Annotated in this window: 12 protein-coding genes; 8 read left to right on the top strand and 4 right to left on the bottom strand. The window is 57.5% G+C overall.

Annotation, left to right across the window (positions count from 1 at the left end; translation table 11 throughout):
* Positions 1–77 precede the first annotated feature (77 nt).
* Together R5M92_RS01205 and R5M92_RS01200 are read left to right on the top strand one after the other, a co-directional pair.
* Positions 78–275, top strand: a complete 198-nt coding sequence (locus R5M92_RS01205) for a CsbD family protein (RefSeq protein ID WP_346797217.1) — start codon at positions 78–80, stop codon at positions 273–275.
* Between the two features lie 88 nt (positions 276–363).
* On the top strand, positions 364–873 hold the full coding sequence (locus tag R5M92_RS01200; protein WP_346797215.1) for a PRC-barrel domain containing protein: 510 nt from the start codon (positions 364–366) through the stop codon (positions 871–873).
* A 160-nt stretch (positions 874–1,033) separates the two neighbouring features.
* Here the strand turns inward: R5M92_RS01200 and R5M92_RS01195 are convergent, their stop codons facing one another.
* Both R5M92_RS01195 and R5M92_RS01190 read right to left on the bottom strand, forming a co-directional pair.
* Entirely contained in the window at positions 1,034–2,056 is a 1,023-nt protein-coding gene (locus R5M92_RS01195; protein WP_346797214.1) for a glutathione S-transferase family protein, read from the bottom strand.
* Between the two features lie 121 nt (positions 2,057–2,177).
* Positions 2,178–3,080: a LysR family transcriptional regulator gene (locus R5M92_RS01190; protein ID WP_346797212.1), complete on the bottom strand. Its 903-nt coding sequence runs from the start codon at positions 3,078–3,080 to the stop codon at positions 2,178–2,180.
* A gap of 565 nt (positions 3,081–3,645) precedes the next feature.
* Here R5M92_RS01190 and R5M92_RS01185 point away from each other — a divergent pair.
* Positions 3,646–5,370: a peptidoglycan DD-metalloendopeptidase family protein gene (locus tag R5M92_RS01185; RefSeq protein WP_346797210.1), complete on the top strand. Its 1,725-nt coding sequence runs from the start codon at positions 3,646–3,648 to the stop codon at positions 5,368–5,370.
* A gap of 243 nt (positions 5,371–5,613) precedes the next feature.
* Here R5M92_RS01185 and R5M92_RS01180 read toward each other — a convergent pair whose 3' ends face one another.
* On the bottom strand, positions 5,614–7,269 hold the full coding sequence (locus tag R5M92_RS01180; RefSeq protein WP_346797208.1) for a L,D-transpeptidase family protein: 1,656 nt from the start codon (positions 7,267–7,269) through the stop codon (positions 5,614–5,616).
* A gap of 158 nt (positions 7,270–7,427) precedes the next feature.
* On the opposite strand from R5M92_RS01180, the gene R5M92_RS01175 reads away from it, so the two are divergent.
* On the top strand, positions 7,428–8,210 hold the full coding sequence (locus R5M92_RS01175; RefSeq protein WP_346797207.1) for a murein L,D-transpeptidase catalytic domain family protein: 783 nt from the start codon (positions 7,428–7,430) through the stop codon (positions 8,208–8,210).
* Between the two features lie 171 nt (positions 8,211–8,381).
* Complete coding sequence (locus tag R5M92_RS01170) at positions 8,382–9,875, top strand: methyl-accepting chemotaxis protein (protein ID WP_346797205.1); 1,494 nt, start codon at positions 8,382–8,384, stop codon at positions 9,873–9,875.
* Positions 9,876–9,992: 117 nt separating this feature from the next.
* On the opposite strand, the gene R5M92_RS01165 is transcribed toward R5M92_RS01170, so the two are convergent.
* Positions 9,993–11,753, bottom strand: coding sequence for a methyl-accepting chemotaxis protein (locus R5M92_RS01165; RefSeq protein WP_346797203.1), 1,761 nt, complete (start codon positions 11,751–11,753; stop codon positions 9,993–9,995).
* Positions 11,754–12,022: 269 nt separating this feature from the next.
* On the opposite strand from R5M92_RS01165, the gene R5M92_RS01160 reads away from it, so the two are divergent.
* The 3 genes from R5M92_RS01160 to R5M92_RS01150 all read left to right on the top strand — a co-directional run bounded on the left by R5M92_RS01160 (position 12,023) and on the right by R5M92_RS01150 (position 15,989).
* Positions 12,023–13,039, top strand: a complete 1,017-nt coding sequence (locus R5M92_RS01160; protein WP_346797201.1) for a patatin-like phospholipase family protein — start codon at positions 12,023–12,025, stop codon at positions 13,037–13,039.
* A gap of 290 nt (positions 13,040–13,329) precedes the next feature.
* Positions 13,330–14,682, top strand: a complete 1,353-nt coding sequence (locus tag R5M92_RS01155) for a NarK family nitrate/nitrite MFS transporter (protein ID WP_346797199.1) — start codon at positions 13,330–13,332, stop codon at positions 14,680–14,682.
* A 29-nt stretch (positions 14,683–14,711) separates the two neighbouring features.
* Positions 14,712–15,989 carry a nitrate- and nitrite sensing domain-containing protein gene (locus R5M92_RS01150; protein WP_346797198.1) on the top strand — a complete coding sequence of 426 codons (1,278 nt, stop codon included), beginning with the start codon at positions 14,712–14,714 and terminating at the stop codon, positions 15,987–15,989.
* Positions 15,990–16,071 lie beyond the last annotated feature (82 nt).

Raw genomic sequence — 16,071 nt, 5'->3', positions numbered from 1 at the left:
GTGGCCTGGTTGCACCTGCCTAAATATGCGCTAGGCTGAAACTGTCCTTAAAGTTCAGCCAATTCAAGGAGAGAGCGATGAACTGGGATCAAGTTGAAGGTAAATGGACAGAACTCAAAGGCAAGGCACGCTCCAGTTGGGCCGAACTTACCGATGACGATCTGGATCAGATCGGCGGCAAGCGGGAGCAATTGGTCGGCAAGCTTCAACACAAGTATGGATTGCAGCGTGAGGAAGCCGATAAGCAAGCGGATGATTGGGCAAGAGACCTGTGATTTGTACTTGTAACTTGTAGAGACTAGCCAATTTCATTCACTTGAGCGATCAATTTGAAGCAATAAGCGACACAATGGAGACGCTAATATGGATATCATGCGTAAGACAACGTTGACGCTGGCTATCGCCGCCCTTGCCGGTGGCTATACCCTGAGCAGCCATGCGACCGATTCCGTTCGAGGTTCTCATGAGCCGCAAGGACTCTATTCGGCTGACGATCTGATGGATGCCGACGTTTATTATGCCGATGCCGCCGTCGGCGATGACGAAATCGGCGAAGTGGACGATATTCTACTCGATGACGACATGAAGGTGAGCGCTCTGGTGATCGAGAGCGACGACATCCTGGGGCTGGGTGGCCGCGAGATCGTGGTCGAGGCCCAATATTTCCGGCTGGAAACCCAAACCGAAGATGACGGAGATACCGAGCATCGTATTCTCATCGATGCCACCGCCGAAGAGATGGAAGGCTTCCCCACTTACGATCGCGACTGGTGGGAACAAACCAAGCAGAATGCCAGCGAAGCGTGGAACTCAACGCAGCAAGGCGCCGAAAGCGCTTGGCAGAACACCCGCGAAGCCCTGCGCAACGACTGATCTGCTTGAACGGTTACTGTTTTTGAAGACTCGGTTTTTGAAGACTTGGTTTTTGAGGGCTTAATTTTCGAGGGCTTGGTTTTTGAAAGCAGCCGGACTTCCCTTTCAAGGCATAGGATGGGCCACCGTAACCGGTGGCCCATTTGCTTGCGCAATTCGATTATCGGCTTGCGTCCCGAACCCCCTGACCCGGCAAGCGTTCCCGGTCATGAGGGCGCTCCAATCCCAGCAGCGGTCCTGCCGGCACGATGCGCGTCGGGTTGATGGTATCGTGACTGTAATAATAGTGGCGCTTGATGTGATCGAGATCGACGGTTTCCGCCACCCCTGGCCATTGATAAAGTTCGCGCAGATAATTAGACATGTTGGGATAATCTTCGATGCGTTTGAGATTGCACTTGAAGTGGCCGTGATATACCGCATCGAAGCGAATCAGGGTGGTAAACAGGCGAATATCCGCCTCGGTCAGCCATTCGCCCGCCAGATAGCGCTGACGACCCAGGCGCTCTTCGACTCGCTCAAGGGCATCGAATAGCGCTTGCACGTGCTTTTCATAAACATCCTGATGAGTGGCAAACCCCGATTTATAGACGCCGTTATTGATGTGCTCATAGACATCGGCATTCACCGTGTCGATCTCTTCGCGCAGATCAGAAGGATAGAAATCCAGAGTGTTGCCGTTAAGCGTATCAAAGGCATGATTGAAGATACGCAGCAGGTCGGCCGATTCATTGTTGACGATTCGCTTTTCCTGCTTATCCCACAACACCGGCACGGTAACGCGACCGGTATAGTCTGGGTCCGTCATGGTATAAAGCTGATGATGAAATTCCACGCCGTAGAGAGGGTCGCCGCTGGAACCTTCGTCTTCGTGGTAGGTCCAGCCATCGCCCAGCATCAACGGACTGACATGCGATACTCCGATCAGCGGCTCGAGTCCCTTGAGTTTACGCATGATCAATGTGCGATGTGCCCAGGGACAGGCTAGTGAGACATAAAGATGATACCGCCCGGCTTCGGCCGGGAGCACCGCTGCTGGCTCCGCTCCGGCAGGAGCATCGCTGACGCTCTGCTCATTACCCACCCAATCGCGCAATTGAGCGGATTCGCGAACGAACTCACCGCCATGTTTTTCGGTGTCGTACCACTGATCGTGCCACTTGCCTTCGATTAGCAGTCCCATGATGAGGCGCCTCCTGAAAAGAATGTTGGTCGGCAGCGGTCTGCCTTGCTTTATACGTGTCCTTTCAGCATACGCCCGCTGGGTAACGCCTCAAGCGGATGTTTTGCGCACTCTCATTCGATCAAATCGAATCTTGCCCGGCACATTCGCGTACCGCCTGCTTCAATGCCTCGGCCATGGCATGGGTGGCAGCTCCGGCCCGGTCTCGGTCGCGAAAGATAAGCTGCATCGGCACTTCACGCACACCACCCGCTGCCAGAGCCAAGGGTTTCAGCTCTCCTTCTTCCAGAGCGGCGGCGATCCGGGTTTCGGGCATCCAGGCAAAGCCCAACCCCCGCTTGAGCATATCCATGGATGTATCCAGATGGCTGACCGTCCAGCGCTGCTCGGCTTTTAGCCATCCCGCATTCATCGGTTTGTGCAATGCCGTGTCGCGAACCACGAGCTGGCGATGCTGCGTAAGATCGCGCAGATCCAGCGCTCGGCCCAAGCGGTGCAAGGGGTGGTGCGGGTGAGCGACGGCCACGAAGCGGACCATGACCAAGGGTTCGCCTAGAAATCCTTGCGCCTCGATACCCGATACCACCAGATCCGCCCGGCCGTCGTGGAGCATCTCCACACCGCCGTTGAGAACACTTTCATAGAGTTGCACGCGGACCTGGGGGTAGGTAGAAGAAAAACGCTCGAGCGCCTGAGCCTGGGCGGCAGCGGGGAATATCTGGTCGATGGCCACGACTACCTCGGCTTCGAGCCCGGCCGCCAGGCGGGTCGCCACATCTTCAAGGGATGCGGCACTTTCGATCAATTGCCGCGCGCGGCGTAACAGCATTTCACCCGGCTCGGTCAGGCGCACCTGCCGCCCGATGGGTTCCAGAACCTGGACACCAAGTTGCTCTTCCAGCTTGTGAACCGCATGGTTCAAGGTGGAGGGACTTTTATGCACGGCTTCGGCAGCGCGCGCAAACCCTCCGTGGTCGACCACAGCAGCCAACATCTGCCACTGGGCCAGGGTTACCCGAGACATTTCGATTTCCTCGATGCAAAACAGCGAATTTATGCGCTTAATCTTCGAAAAAACCCCACTAGAATGCCACTAAATAGTCGTCATCGCTGCTTTTGTCTTGATCAGTGAGGGAAGTGGTTGATCACGCAAGTGGATTACTAATTTCAACCTTGACTATGGCGCCTAGCTGCGACAAATTTGCACACGTTACGATTTGTTATGTTTCATGACATATCGACTACGCAGGCAGCCCGGCCGGGGCGAGCGGCAAGACCAGGGACTGAAAGTCTATAAAGGGGAAGCATTGAGACCCTAGTGGTATCCAGTTGAAATGACGTCATAAGCGTAACCCAGCAGCAGCGATGAAGTGACCGCTGGGCTAAAAACTATCATTATTCTACGCTATGATTAGTTAGCAAACGGTGTTCAGAAATAGTAAAGTGCCGTTAACCTGCTCTTCGTCTCAGCGAAGGGAGACGTTATTGTATGGACATACAGTCTATGCACTCTCGTCCGCATGGGGTAAGGTTCATGAGTTTTCAAGCTTATTGTCACTCTTTTAACTGACTCGGCGGCCTTATTACTCATGTTGCGAATCCTCCATTCGCTGCCCCGCACGCATAAATTATTATTGTTACCGGTGGCCACCATGGTCACAGTGCTGGGCACACAAAAATTAATCACCACCTATCACGACCTGAATTCCCCCAGCGCCCCGATGGAGAGCGTTCTCGTCCCGCTCCCCCATGACTCCCACCCCGGCGTACCCTCATTAAGTCAAGACAAGACGCCCGTTGCCGATGCGATCGATCGCGCATCGCGGGCTATTGATGCCACTCGTGAACATATTCCTCTCGCCGACCTGGCCGCCACGGAAATCGTAGAGCTGGATGAAATCGTAGAGCTGGATGAAATCGTAGAGCTGGATAAAGTCGTCGATCTGGATAACATTATCGACCTGGATCTCATTGCCAGCGCCCAGGCACAAGACGCCGACCAGCCCCCTCCCGCTGAACTGAATGACGGCGCGCTGCATATGGCTGTGGTGGTGGGAACGCTTGGCAGCGGCATGCTCGATACCCAGTCCGTGGTTGTCGATGCGACCTCCTACGAGGATTACGCGACCGAACTGGATGTATTCGACGATATTTCCTTTCTCGGGCTCGAACTGGCAGCCGAAGAAGCTTTCGTTCCCGAGTGGAAAACCCACATCATCGAAAGCGGTGAAACCTTTGCCCTTCTGGCCCAGAACCAGCTAGGACTCGGCTACAGTGAAGTCATGGCCCTGCTGGACAAGCTGCCCGATGCCAATATGCTGACCCGTTGGCGAGTCGGGCACAGTTTCGATTATCAGCTGGACGAACAGGGTCGCCTGCTATCCCTGCGCATGATGAAGAATACCCGTGAAGGCATATTGGTCGAGCGTGAAGAGAACCAATACGCCGTCACCGGTATCGAGCGTCAAGGCGAACCAGTCCAACGACTCTATGCCGGTAGCGTCAGCGGCAGCTTCGCTCGCTCGGCGCAAGCCACCGGGCTGAGCAGTGGCGCGGTGACGGAGCTTACGCGCCTACTGGAGAAGAAACTCGATTTTCGTCGCGATAGCCGACGCGGAGATCGCTTCCAGGTGCTGGTCGAATCCGACATGATCGAGGGAGAAACACTCGATTCGCGCGTGCTGGCCGTGGAATACATAGGCAGTCGTATGCAGTTGACAGTGGTTCGTAATTCCACCGACAACAATTTCTACACGCCGGAAGGCCATAGCCTCGACCCGTCCTTTGCGCGTCATCCCTTCGAGGGCAGCTATCGCTTGAGCTCGCACTTCAACCCCACCCGCAAGCACCCCGTCACTGGCCGCGTAAGCCCCCATAACGGCACCGATTTCGCCATGCCGATCGGCACCGCGATAACGGCACCGGCCAATGGACGAGTGGAACGCGTCGGCAACCATCACGCCGCTGGACGCTATATCGTCATCCGCCATGACAATGGCTACCGCACTCGCTACTTGCACCTCTCCAAGCCGCTGGTCAAGCGCGGCGACCGTGTCGCGATGGGAGAGCGTATCGCCCTTTCCGGCAATACCGGACGCAGCACCGGCCCGCACCTGCATTACGAAGTCATCGTCAACAATACGCCGGTCAATGCCATGAAGGTAGAACTGCCCGAGAACAGCAGCCTACGGGGAGATTCACTGGTCGCGTTCCGCACCCAGGCGGAACCGATTCTGGCGGTTCTCGAAAGTGGCGAGACTGGGCCAATCAGTGTGGCCGCCACGCAACAGGCCGAGCCGGACGACGAAGGCTAGGACATACGCCACACAGTTTTCCTGCTTCCGAAAATGCCGCTTACAAGAGCGGCATTTTTTTATACACAACCCTTGCATGCACGAAACCGGGGCATCCCATCAGGATGGCTGCCAACTGCCCCGGTGATCCGCTTATCAGAAACACGGTGGCCGACGGCTGGGCCATCCGACATCTCGTAAACTCCCAACTTGCGTGATATTCACTTGTGAGACATTCAACTTGAAAGACATGGAGCAAGTACGTCAGCCCAACGATACCGGCCGACGCAGCGCCGACAGGACTGCGTCATCGCGCCGGTAGATATCGGGTCGGAACTCCATTTCGCCCAGGTCATCGGGCCAGGCGGTCATGTAGTACAGGGCTACCGGTATCTCGCGAGGCAAGTCGACCTGACGATTGGTTCCCCTTCCCAGCATGGCCTCCAGCCGCCGCGTACTGCCGCTGTCCTCGAGCAGCAGCTGGGCGAACTCCTTGACTCCCTCGACTCGCACACAGCCCGAACTCAAGGCCCGCTGGTCGCGACGAAACAACCCTTGAGCCGGCGTATCGTGCAAGTAAATGATCTGGTCATTGGGGAACCGAACCACCAACTCGCCCAGAGGATTATGCGCACCCGCCCGCTGGCGTAACATGATGCCTCCCGGCGACTCCCAATTGATCGACTCGGGGTCGAGCACTTCACCCGAGGAACTGAGCACCTGCAGGTTCTCCCTTGCAAGGTAACCGATATCCCGACGCACCTGGGGCAGCACATCCTCGCGCAGGATTGTCGGCGGAATCGTCCAGGTGGGGTTGAGAGTAAGATGGGTAATCGCCGAATGGATCACAGGCGTCTCTCGGCGGGGCTTTCCCACCACGACCCGGCCATTCCACTCCTCGCCGCCGGGGCGAACGTAACGTAAGCGATAACCGGCGATATCCACCCAGACATGAGGAGCGTTATCCCGATCGGGACGTATCCAGCGAGCCCGCTCCAGATTTACCCGCAACTGCTCGACACGTGAGGAGAGCGAGGTATTCAGGGCAGCTCGCGTCTTTTCTCCCACCACACCGTCGGCCTGCAATAGATGACGTCGCTGAAATTCCTTAACCGCCCGCTCCAGCTCGCTGTCGTAGTTGCGAGGCTCGCCGGTAAACTGCAACTGGACCTGTGGATAGGCGCTGCCATCCGCTGCCATCATTTCGAATGCACCGACCGATTCCAGGCGCCGCCGCAACAGAGTCACATCGTCGTGGGTATCGCCAGGACGCAACGCCTCGTCGCGCTGAGGCAAAAGCGGCAAACTCCCCTGACTCGCCAGCTGGCGATACCGATTCAGGCCGTCACGCAATTGCCGATAATAGGCATGATCCGGACGGGCCAGCTCCAGCGCAGCCTCGATCTCACCCGAGTCTACCCGTTGTATCACGGCCGCCAGAGCATAATTGCGTTCGGGGGTCTTGCTGCCCCATTGCGGCTCCAGCTTGCTGGGATCGACCTTCCCCCGCCCCAGATGCTCGAGCGCCAACAGAAAATGGCGGGTTGTGGTGATGTCGAATTCCGCCTGGGTCTCGCTACTTCGCTCCTGAGCATGGCGATAATCCTGCAATAGTTGCGATGCCCGATAATCCGACGGCTCCAAACCGTCTTCTTCCAGCCGCTCAAGCGCATCCGCCAAGGCAATCACGGCGGTTTCCTCCTGCCAGGCCGGACGGCCATCTCGCAAGCGGTAGAATTGCGTCACCGGTAGCCGGGTTTCTTCCAGAGCGGATAGCTTGCGCGACACCGTCTGCTGGAAACTATCGCCTTGAGTTGTCTGCTCCACTGTTGTCGCCGGTGCCGCTGCAAGGTCCTGCGTCAAAAGAACGCACAGCGTTAGCCCTAGCGTCCATCGGCTTTTCGAGATAATCCCTTTCATCGCCCCCTCCTTGCGTTACCATGGCATTTTTATGAACCGCTGGATGCACGAAGTCGCGTCACGTTCGAGCCATGTATTCCTTGAGGCTCTAGGCGACCTTAACTTCAGCATAGTCGGTTGCATGACTCCTCTACTTATCCTGCGATGGAATATCTAGTATGGCTTACCGAGCAAAAACCACATTCTCGCGTTGGTTCCTGCCCCTTTCACTTTTCGCTTTATCCAGCCACGCTTCCACGTTCATTAGTCATGTTGACACTACACAAGCATTTTCTCACTATTCCTTGGATGAGTTAACCAGCCAAGCGGCCCTATCCACTCCAGCCTCCTGGTCCTCTCTGCCACCCTTGAATGATCGATTGACCCGCCTGGCGCCTCGCGCCAACCCGGAGGTGCTCCGCCTGGCCGCCAGCGCCATTTCCTGCGCCGCTCCGGATGCCGAACGCCTGGCGGTGATCGACTACTCCCTTCCCTCGAGCGAGCCACGTCTGTGGGTCTTTGATCTGCAACGTCAGCAGCTACTGTTTAAAGAACTGGTTTCCCATGGGCGCGGCTCAGGCGACGCACAAGCCATCAGCTTTTCCAATACACCGGACAGTCACCAGTCCAGCCTGGGACTGTTTCGCACGATGAATAGCTATTACGGGCGCAACGGCTATTCCCTGCGGCTGGAAGGGCTCGAAGCCAAGGTCAACGACCTGGCTTACGATCGTGCCATCGTCATTCATGGTGCCAATTACGTCAGCGATGATTTCATCCGCCAAACCGGACGCCTGGGTCGCAGCCTCGGCTGTCCCGCCGTTCGCGAAGAGGTCGCTTACCCTCTGATCGACAGCCTCAAGGATAGTCAGTATGTCTTTGCCTACTATCCGGATCAGGAATGGCTGGAAAGCTCGGCCTTTCTTGACTGTCCCGCCAATACACAGTTGGTTCAGCGTTAAAAACTTAGCAAGTCCCTGCCCGGCATCCCCGGGCTTGGGCTAGTAAAATACTCGGTGCATTCCCCAGCCCTACAAACAATCTATACATAAGTTATACAAAATACCATAAAACCTTCTCCAAAGCCCTCTCCCATCCCAACTTCTTAATCAGCATTCGCTGAAGGATTTTTCATGTCTGAAGTAGCCTTATCCCGCAGGCGCCAGCGAGCGCAGGCGGATCTGTTGATGTGGTTTCCCATCGCTATCCATGGTGCGCTGTGCCTCGTTGTCGGCTGGTTTACCGACGCATTGGCGCTCGCCGTGGCAGTATTGCTCGGCAGCTTGATTCCCGTGGCACTGTTTCAATGGAAACTACCCGGCCATGTCGTCAACCCTTTCCTCAAGGGTGCTGCCTTCATGCTCTTATCTGTCTTGTTGATCGAGCAGAGCGGCGGCATCATCGAAGCACATTTCAGCATTTTCATTATGCTTTCCGCCTTGATCCTATATAGCGACTGGCGCGTCATTGGCTTCGCCGGTGTGCTCATCGCGCTTCACCACCTGCTTTTTACCTGGCTGCAGCATCAAGGTATCGTGACTCTCTATACCAGCCTGGGTGGCCATGAAGAAGGGCATGGGCTGTCCCAACTACTCGGCTGCCTTGCCATGCATGCGGGTGCGGTGGTAATTCAGGTAATGGTATTGAGTTATATCGCCCATGTGCTGAAACGCATGATGGATGAAGGCCGGATCGTCAGCCAGTTCGCCCGCCAAGCCGGGAATGGGCAATTGAATGTGAGCTTCAGCCGACAGGAGCAGCTGTTACCAGCGGTAGCAGCCATTGATGCCATGCAACAAAAAGTTGGCGCAACTTTGTACAAGGCCCAGCAGACCGCGGCGGAGGTGGATACTTTGAGTACCGACCTCCTCCACTCGCAACGGCAGGTAGCCGAACAGGCCGAGCTTAACGCTACCCAGATAGAACGTATCTCCTCCAGTGCCACACAACTCGCCTCTTCGACTCGCGATAGTGCAGAGGAAACCCGCCGGGTGCGCGAGCTGGCCGCCCAGGCCAAGAGCGCTGCCGCTCAGGGCGGCGAGCAGGTCAATGCCATGCGTAGAGTCATGGAACACCTGGAAACCCAAGCGGAACAGATTCATGGACTTCTGGGCGAAATCGACCAGATCACCTTCCAGACCAACCTGTTGGCACTCAACGCATCGGTGGAAGCAGCACGTGCCGGCGAGAATGGTCGTGGCTTCGCCGTGGTAGCTGGGGAAGTACGCAACCTTGCGGGACAAACTTATGACACCGCCTCACGCATCCGCCAGCAGATCGACCAGACGAGACAGGGTGTCTCCGATGGCGTAGCACAGACTCAAGCTGCCGATGACGCCACGCGACAGGTGATCGAGATATTCGAACAGGTGGCTTCGCGCCTGTCAGGAGTCGATCTTGCCACCGAACAACAAAACAACGGTATCGAGCAACTCGAAGGAAGCATCATCGAAATGCATGAATCCCTCGATCTATCTCGGCGCTCATTGAACCACGCCCATACCAATACCCAGCAGTTGGCGCAGGCCGCTCAACAATTGATGGCGGCGGTCCGCGAGTTCCAGCTGAAGGATTCATCGAGCCAAACGCCGCAAGCCGCCCTGCCGTCGGCAGTGCATGTCGCTTAAGCTGCTCTGGGCAGGACAAGGCCAGGCGACAATATAGGCACACGATAACAGTACAAACAAAAAAGCGGCGCTATGATTCAGCGCCGCTTTTTTGTTCCGTTAGAGCAGGTAAAAGCGCTAGAACTCTTCCCACTCTTCGGCAACGGCATGACGCTTGGTGCTTGCCTGCCTGGGTTCGGCAGGGTGCTGTGCCGCCGCAGGTATCGCCCGGCTGTGAGATGAAGCTTGCGGCAAGGCCGGTTGCAGGCTTGTCTCGCCCAGCACGAACGAATCCAACAGATGGCTCAAGTGTTCGACGCCTTCCCGCAGGCTTTGGGCGGCCGCCGAGCTCTGCTGCACCATGGAGGAGTTCTGCTGGGTCATGGAGTCCATCTCGGCCACGGCGGTATTGACCTCGCTGATACCAGCACTCTGTTCCCGTGCGCCCGCACTGATTTCGGCGATCACATCTGTCACCCGGGTCACGCTCTCGACGATCTCCTGCATGGTCGCCCCGGCCTCGCGCACGATCTCGGCACCCTCGCGAGTGTGCTTGACCGACGCATCGATCAAGCCGCGAATCTCATTGGACGCTTCGCTGGAACGGCTGGCCAGCTTGCGTACTTCCTCCGCCACTACGGCGAATCCGCGCCCGTGCTCGCCGGCACGCGCCGCTTCCACCGAGGCGTTGAGCGCCAGGATATTGGTCTGGAAGGCGATCGAGTCGATCATGGTAATGATCTCGCCAATCCTGCTCGCCGAATCATTGATCTCGCCCATGGTGCGCTCTACCTGCTGCATCGCCCCGCTGCCCTTGGTCGCTACGTCGACGGCGCCGTGGGACAGCTGGCTAGCCTGCTCGGCGGCCTGGGTCGTGTGATGCACGGTGGAAGTAATTTCCTCCATGGAGGAAGACGTCTGCTGCAGGTTGGCCGCGGACTGCTCGGTACGCGTCGCCAGCTCGTTGGTGCCCTGGTCGATATCCTGCGAAGCGAGCAGTACGGTGCGCGAGGTGCGATGCACGTCCTGCAGAGTAACTTGCATGCGCTCGATGAAGGCATTGAACTGGCGGGCCAGTTCGCCCATTTCATCATTGGATTCCACGGCCAGGCGCTGGGTCAGGTCGGCTTCGCCTGTGGCCACATCCTTCATCGTCGTGGCGGCACGACGCACCGGACGCAACGCACGATGCACCAGCCAGGTCGCGGCGATGCCCACCCCCACCAGCAGCAGCAGCGTTACCGCCAGTTTGGCGATCAGGTCGTTGCGGAACTCGCGCCAGGCCAAGGCTTCGACGGCGGCCAGGCCTTCGTCGATATCACTCAGGTAGATGCCGGTTCCTAGCATCCACTCCCACTCGGGGATGGGGATGGCCATGGAGTGCTTGCGTTCAGCCTCGCCAGTAGCAGGATTGATCCATGAATAATCATAGAAGCTTTCGTCACCGCTACGCGCCCGGTCGATCAGGTCATCGACAAAGGCATTGCCTTCGCTGTCGGTCATCCCCGACATGCTGGTGCCGACGCGGTTGGGAGCCGCTGCCATCGCCATGGCAATACCATCAAAATCCAATGCAAACACGTAGTTCTGGTTGCCGAAGCGGAAATTCTGCAGGATTTCCTGGGCACGCGCCTGGGCTTCCGCTTCACTGAGGGTGGGATGATTCACCAGATGCGAGACCGCATTAAATGCTGACTCGACCAGGTAGCGTACCGTGGTTTCTCGCTCTTCCACGAGCAACTCGCGCTGCTCTTCCAGCGTCTCGTCGATTCGGGTCAGAGAGCCTTGGACTTCCAGCGCTGTAAGGACTAGCGCAAGTATCAACATGGGGACCAGCACAAGGAACACGATCTTGGCCTGGAGGCTCAGACTGAAGCGGGATGCTTTTTTATCTGCCATTCTTGTATTACCACCTATTTATCATGGTTGGGCACGGGAGGTTTAGCTGGCGACAAGGGAGGAAACTCGCTGTGCCATTTATTATTAGACGCCAATTATTATTAGAGGCCTGAGGTAGCAGGTGATGTCTGTGGCTTATCCACTACACAGCAGGCTACCAGGCGGCACGATTCGGCATAATTCTCGGCTTTTCATCACGGACAATTACATATGCCATGCTTCGCAGCAACGCGAAGGCTTACACTTTTAGTCGTAACAGGAAGGGACGCATGACCGATATCAAGAAACTGGATCTTGCCCTGCAGGGCGGGGGCGCCCACGGTGCCTATACGTGGGGTGTCATCGACCGCCTGCTCGAAGATGAACGTATCGAGATCGAAGGTATCAGCGGCACCAGTGCCGGCGCCATGAACGGTGTGGTGGTAGCCGATGCGTTGACCCGGGGCGACCAGGAAACGGCTCGCCGGGCGTTGTACGACTTCTGGCGGGCCGTCAGCCGCGCGGGCATGGCGAGCCCGGTTCGCCGCACGCCCGTCGATATGCTGAAGGGTAACTGGAGCCTGGACCATTCTCCGGGCTATCTGGCGATGGACCTGATGAGCCGCCTGGTATCGCCCTATCAATTCAACCCGCTCAACGTGAACCCGCTACGCAAAATCGTGGCCGAACACGTCGATTTCGAGCGTGTCCAGCGCTGTGAGCAACTCAAGTTGTTCGTCGCCGCCACCAATGTGCGAAGCGGTAAACAGCGGGTCTTTCGCCGCGAAGAGATGACTGTCGATGTGTTGATGGCTTCCGCCTGCCTCCCGCTTTTCTTCCAAGCGGTGGAGATCGACGGCGAGGCATACTGGGACGGAGGCTACATGGGAAACCCGGCGCTTTTTCCGCTCATGGAGGAGTGCAGCACCCGGGATATTCTGCTGGTACAGATCAACCCTGTCAGCCGAGAGGAAGTGCCCACCAGCGCCAGCGCCATCCTTAACCGCCTCAACGAGATCACCTTCAATGCCTCACTGATCAAGGAGATCCGCATGATCGCCATGCTCAAGAATTCCCTGGAGGCACAAGGTATCGAGAATTGCTATCAGCAGAGCCTGTTTCATCGCATCAGCGGCGAACAGGCACTGGAGAACCTGTCGGTCTCGAGCAAGCTCAATTCGGAGTGGCCGTTTCTGTGCCATCTGTTCGACCATGGCCGCGCCGCCACCGAGCGCTGGCTGGAAGAGAACTTCGACGCCATCGGCCAGCGCTCCACTCTGGATATCGATGCCGTCTATCTACATTGAACTACATTGAGGTTCGCTCTCCCCGCTGTCGAAGCACCAAGATGCCGCATCCCTTGCTGACAATGCCCAAGAATGCGGCATTGCAACAGGGTCGCGGCACTACCGGCGTCGCCTTCCATTCCCCAAACCATTGCCCCGTTTATAAAAACCAGTAGCTGGCAGATTTCCTGCTTGGCTTTGGGCAATGCCGGTAGGCGTGGACCAGGCCCTCATGGGTACGAGTGCGTCGAACCTGACCTTCAATGAAGAAGGACTTGTTCTCGTCAACTTCACCACGTGAGGCAACACCCATGGACATTCGCAATAAAGCCAACAGAATCCGCTTGTTGAGTTTCTCGACACCGCAGATGCGCGCATTCCATTTCTCCTGGTTCGCCTTTCATATCTGCTTTTTCGGCTGGTTCGGCATCGCGCCCTTGATGGCGGTGGTCCGTGAGGATCTCTCACTGACACAGACCCAGATCGGCAACACCATCATTGCCTCCGTCGCCATTACGGTAATCGTGCGCCTGTTGATCGGGGTACTATGTGATCGTATCGGGCCGCGCAAGACCTATACCGGCCTGCTGATATTGGGTTCGATTCCGGTCATGTGCATCGGCTTCGCCAGCAGTTTCGAAAGCTTTCTGCTGGCACGGCTGGCCATTGGCGCCATCGGGGCCTCATTCGTCATCACCCAGTACCACACCACCATGATGTTCGCACCCAACGTCGTGGGAACCGCCAATGCCACCAGTGCCGGATGGGGCAACCTGGGCGGCGGTACCACCCAGATTCTGATGCCGCTGATCTTCTCGGGAATGCTGATGCTGGGTGTCAGCGAAACCTTGGGATGGCGCCTGGCCATGGTCGTTCCGGGTATCGTGCTGTTCATTACCGGCATCGGTTATTGGCGCTTCACCCAGGACGCTCCCAACGGCAATTTCGCCGAGCTGCGCGCTCGCGGCGAGCTGCCCCCGGCCAGTGGCGAACACGGCGCCGCCCGCAGTTTTCTTGCGGCGGCCAAGGATATCCGCGTATGGGCGCTGTTCGTGGTTTACGGCTTGTGTTTCGGTGTGGAACTGACGATCAACAATATCGCCGCAATCTACTTCTTCGATAATTTCGAGCTGACCCTGGCCACCGCCGGGATGATTGCCGGCCTCTTCGGCCTGATGAATATCTTCGCCCGTACCCTGGGCGGGGTATTTTCCGACCTGTTCGCCAAGCAGGCCGGTTTGAAAGGCCGGGTCCGCTGGCTGTTCATTGCTCTGGTCTGCGAAGGTGTCGCCCTGGTGGCATTTTCCCAGATGCATGTACTGAGCCTTGCCATCGGCATCATGCTGGTCTTCAGCCTGTTCGTGCAGATGGCGGAAGGGGCCACATACGGCGTCGTGCCGTTCATCAACAAGCGCTGCCTGGGCGCCGTCGCGGGTATCGTGGGCGCCGGCGGCAATGTGGGCGCCGTGGCGGCCGCCTTCCTGTTCCGCAGCGAAGCGTTAAGCTATCAGCAGGGTCTTTTCTATCTCGGTGTAACGGTACTGGCACTTGCCTCCTGTGTCATGCTGGTACGCTTCAGCGATGCCACGGAAGCAGAAGAAGCCAGGGCCTATCGCGATGCGGTGGGCGATGATACCGGCGCCGGTGCTCTTTCGCTGCGCTGAGGGGAGACAACCCGGATCGAGGAATGACTATGCCATCACCCCACTATCTTCTGCTGGCGGCCAAGCGATGCGATATCGACGACCTGACCCATCTCGCCACCACCTGCGATATCGTCGGGGATATCAGCCGCTTCATTCATGTCCTGCAACGTGAGCGTGGGGCAGCCAATATCTACCTGGCCTCCAATGGTAATCAGTTCGGCAGCCGCTGCGATGTCTCTGTAGAAGAAAGCCAGGCGGCGGAAGCACAGTTGCGCAAGCGCCTGGATGCCATGAGCCGGGACTCCCGGCCGCTCGTCGGAGCACGCCTGCTCCGGCGCATCGCTGCCGCCTGGTTTGCCCTGGATGAACTCGCCACGATGCGCCGGGCGATCAAGGAGCTGGCACTTTCGCCGGACGCCGCCACCCAGCGCTTCAATCAGCTCATCAGTGGGCTGCTTTCGATCGTCTTCGAGGCCGCCGACAGTACTGCCGATCCCGATATCACCCATGCCTTGGTCGCTATCTTCCATTTCATGCAAGGCAAGGAACTGGCAGGGCAGGAGCGTGCCTGTGGCGCCTTCGGCTTTGCTACCGGTCATTTCGATGATGCTCACCGCACCACGTTGGTCAGCCTGGTAGATGCGCAGCAGCGCTGTTTCGACACGTTCATCGAGTTCGCCGACAGCGAAGCCCGTCAACAATGGCAACGGCAACTCTCGACACGTACGTTAAGCGGCATCCAGCAGTTGCGCGAAATTGCCGCCCACCGCACGCAGCCGACAGACACCCCCGATACCCTGGCAGAAACCTGGTACGAACTCACCACCCTGCGTATCGACTCGATGAAACTAGTAGAAGATCACCTTACTCATGCACTGTCGCAGATGTGCCACACCAAGATTGCCCAGGCGCAGGAGGCGCTGGCACAAGCCAAGGCCGAACCGCACAAGCAGCACACCTCCTCGGCGCCATGCCAGCAATTGATGGAAATGTTCAAGGAGGATTCTTCCCAGGCGCTCGGTTCCCTTACCGCCGAAGCCGTCAGTTCGCCCTTGAGCCGCTCGCTGATCGAACTGACCCAGGCCCAATCCACCCGCTTGCAAAGCCTCAGCGATGAGCTGGAGAACACGCGCAAGGCGCTACGCGAGCGCAAACTGGTCGAGCGCGCCAAGGGCTTGATCATGGCTCATCAGGATATGAGCGAAGAAGAGGCCTACCGTTTTCTGCGCAAGACCTCGATGGACCAGAGCAAGAGCATGGCGGATATGGCACGCGCCATTCTGGATCTTTCCAGCATGCTGCAGAAGAAGGAGACCGGCGCTTGAGCCCAGCCTGACCGGTAAACGAGACATGAATACTACCGATGCAGAAAAAGGATGAAATGTCTACTTACAGTTGCGCGTCTCG

The sequence above is a fragment of the Halomonas sp. Bachu 37 genome, from assembly GCF_039691755.1.
In the GTDB taxonomy this organism is placed as follows: Bacteria; Pseudomonadota; Gammaproteobacteria; order Pseudomonadales; family Halomonadaceae; genus Vreelandella; species Vreelandella kashgarensis.
Note: the sequence above shows the minus strand (reverse complement) of the source record. Positions and strands in the feature narration are given on the sequence as shown.

Coding starts and splice junctions, on each gene's coding strand:
- R5M92_RS01205 (WP_346797217.1), top strand. CDS start 78: ATGAACTGGGATCAAGTTGAAGGTAAATGGACAGAACTCAAAGGCAAG.
- R5M92_RS01200 (WP_346797215.1), top strand. CDS start 364: ATGGATATCATGCGTAAGACAACGTTGACGCTGGCTATCGCCGCCCTT.
- R5M92_RS01195 (WP_346797214.1), bottom strand. CDS start 2,056: ATGGGACTGCTAATCGAAGGCAAGTGGCACGATCAGTGGTACGACACC.
- R5M92_RS01190 (WP_346797212.1), bottom strand. CDS start 3,080: ATGTCTCGGGTAACCCTGGCCCAGTGGCAGATGTTGGCTGCTGTGGTC.
- R5M92_RS01185 (WP_346797210.1), top strand. CDS start 3,646: ATGTTGCGAATCCTCCATTCGCTGCCCCGCACGCATAAATTATTATTG.
- R5M92_RS01180 (WP_346797208.1), bottom strand. CDS start 7,269: ATGAAAGGGATTATCTCGAAAAGCCGATGGACGCTAGGGCTAACGCTG.
- R5M92_RS01175 (WP_346797207.1), top strand. CDS start 7,428: ATGGCTTACCGAGCAAAAACCACATTCTCGCGTTGGTTCCTGCCCCTT.
- R5M92_RS01170 (WP_346797205.1), top strand. CDS start 8,382: ATGTCTGAAGTAGCCTTATCCCGCAGGCGCCAGCGAGCGCAGGCGGAT.
- R5M92_RS01165 (WP_346797203.1), bottom strand. CDS start 11,753: ATGGCAGATAAAAAAGCATCCCGCTTCAGTCTGAGCCTCCAGGCCAAG.
- R5M92_RS01160 (WP_346797201.1), top strand. CDS start 12,023: ATGACCGATATCAAGAAACTGGATCTTGCCCTGCAGGGCGGGGGCGCC.
- R5M92_RS01155 (WP_346797199.1), top strand. CDS start 13,330: ATGGACATTCGCAATAAAGCCAACAGAATCCGCTTGTTGAGTTTCTCG.
- R5M92_RS01150 (WP_346797198.1), top strand. CDS start 14,712: ATGCCATCACCCCACTATCTTCTGCTGGCGGCCAAGCGATGCGATATC.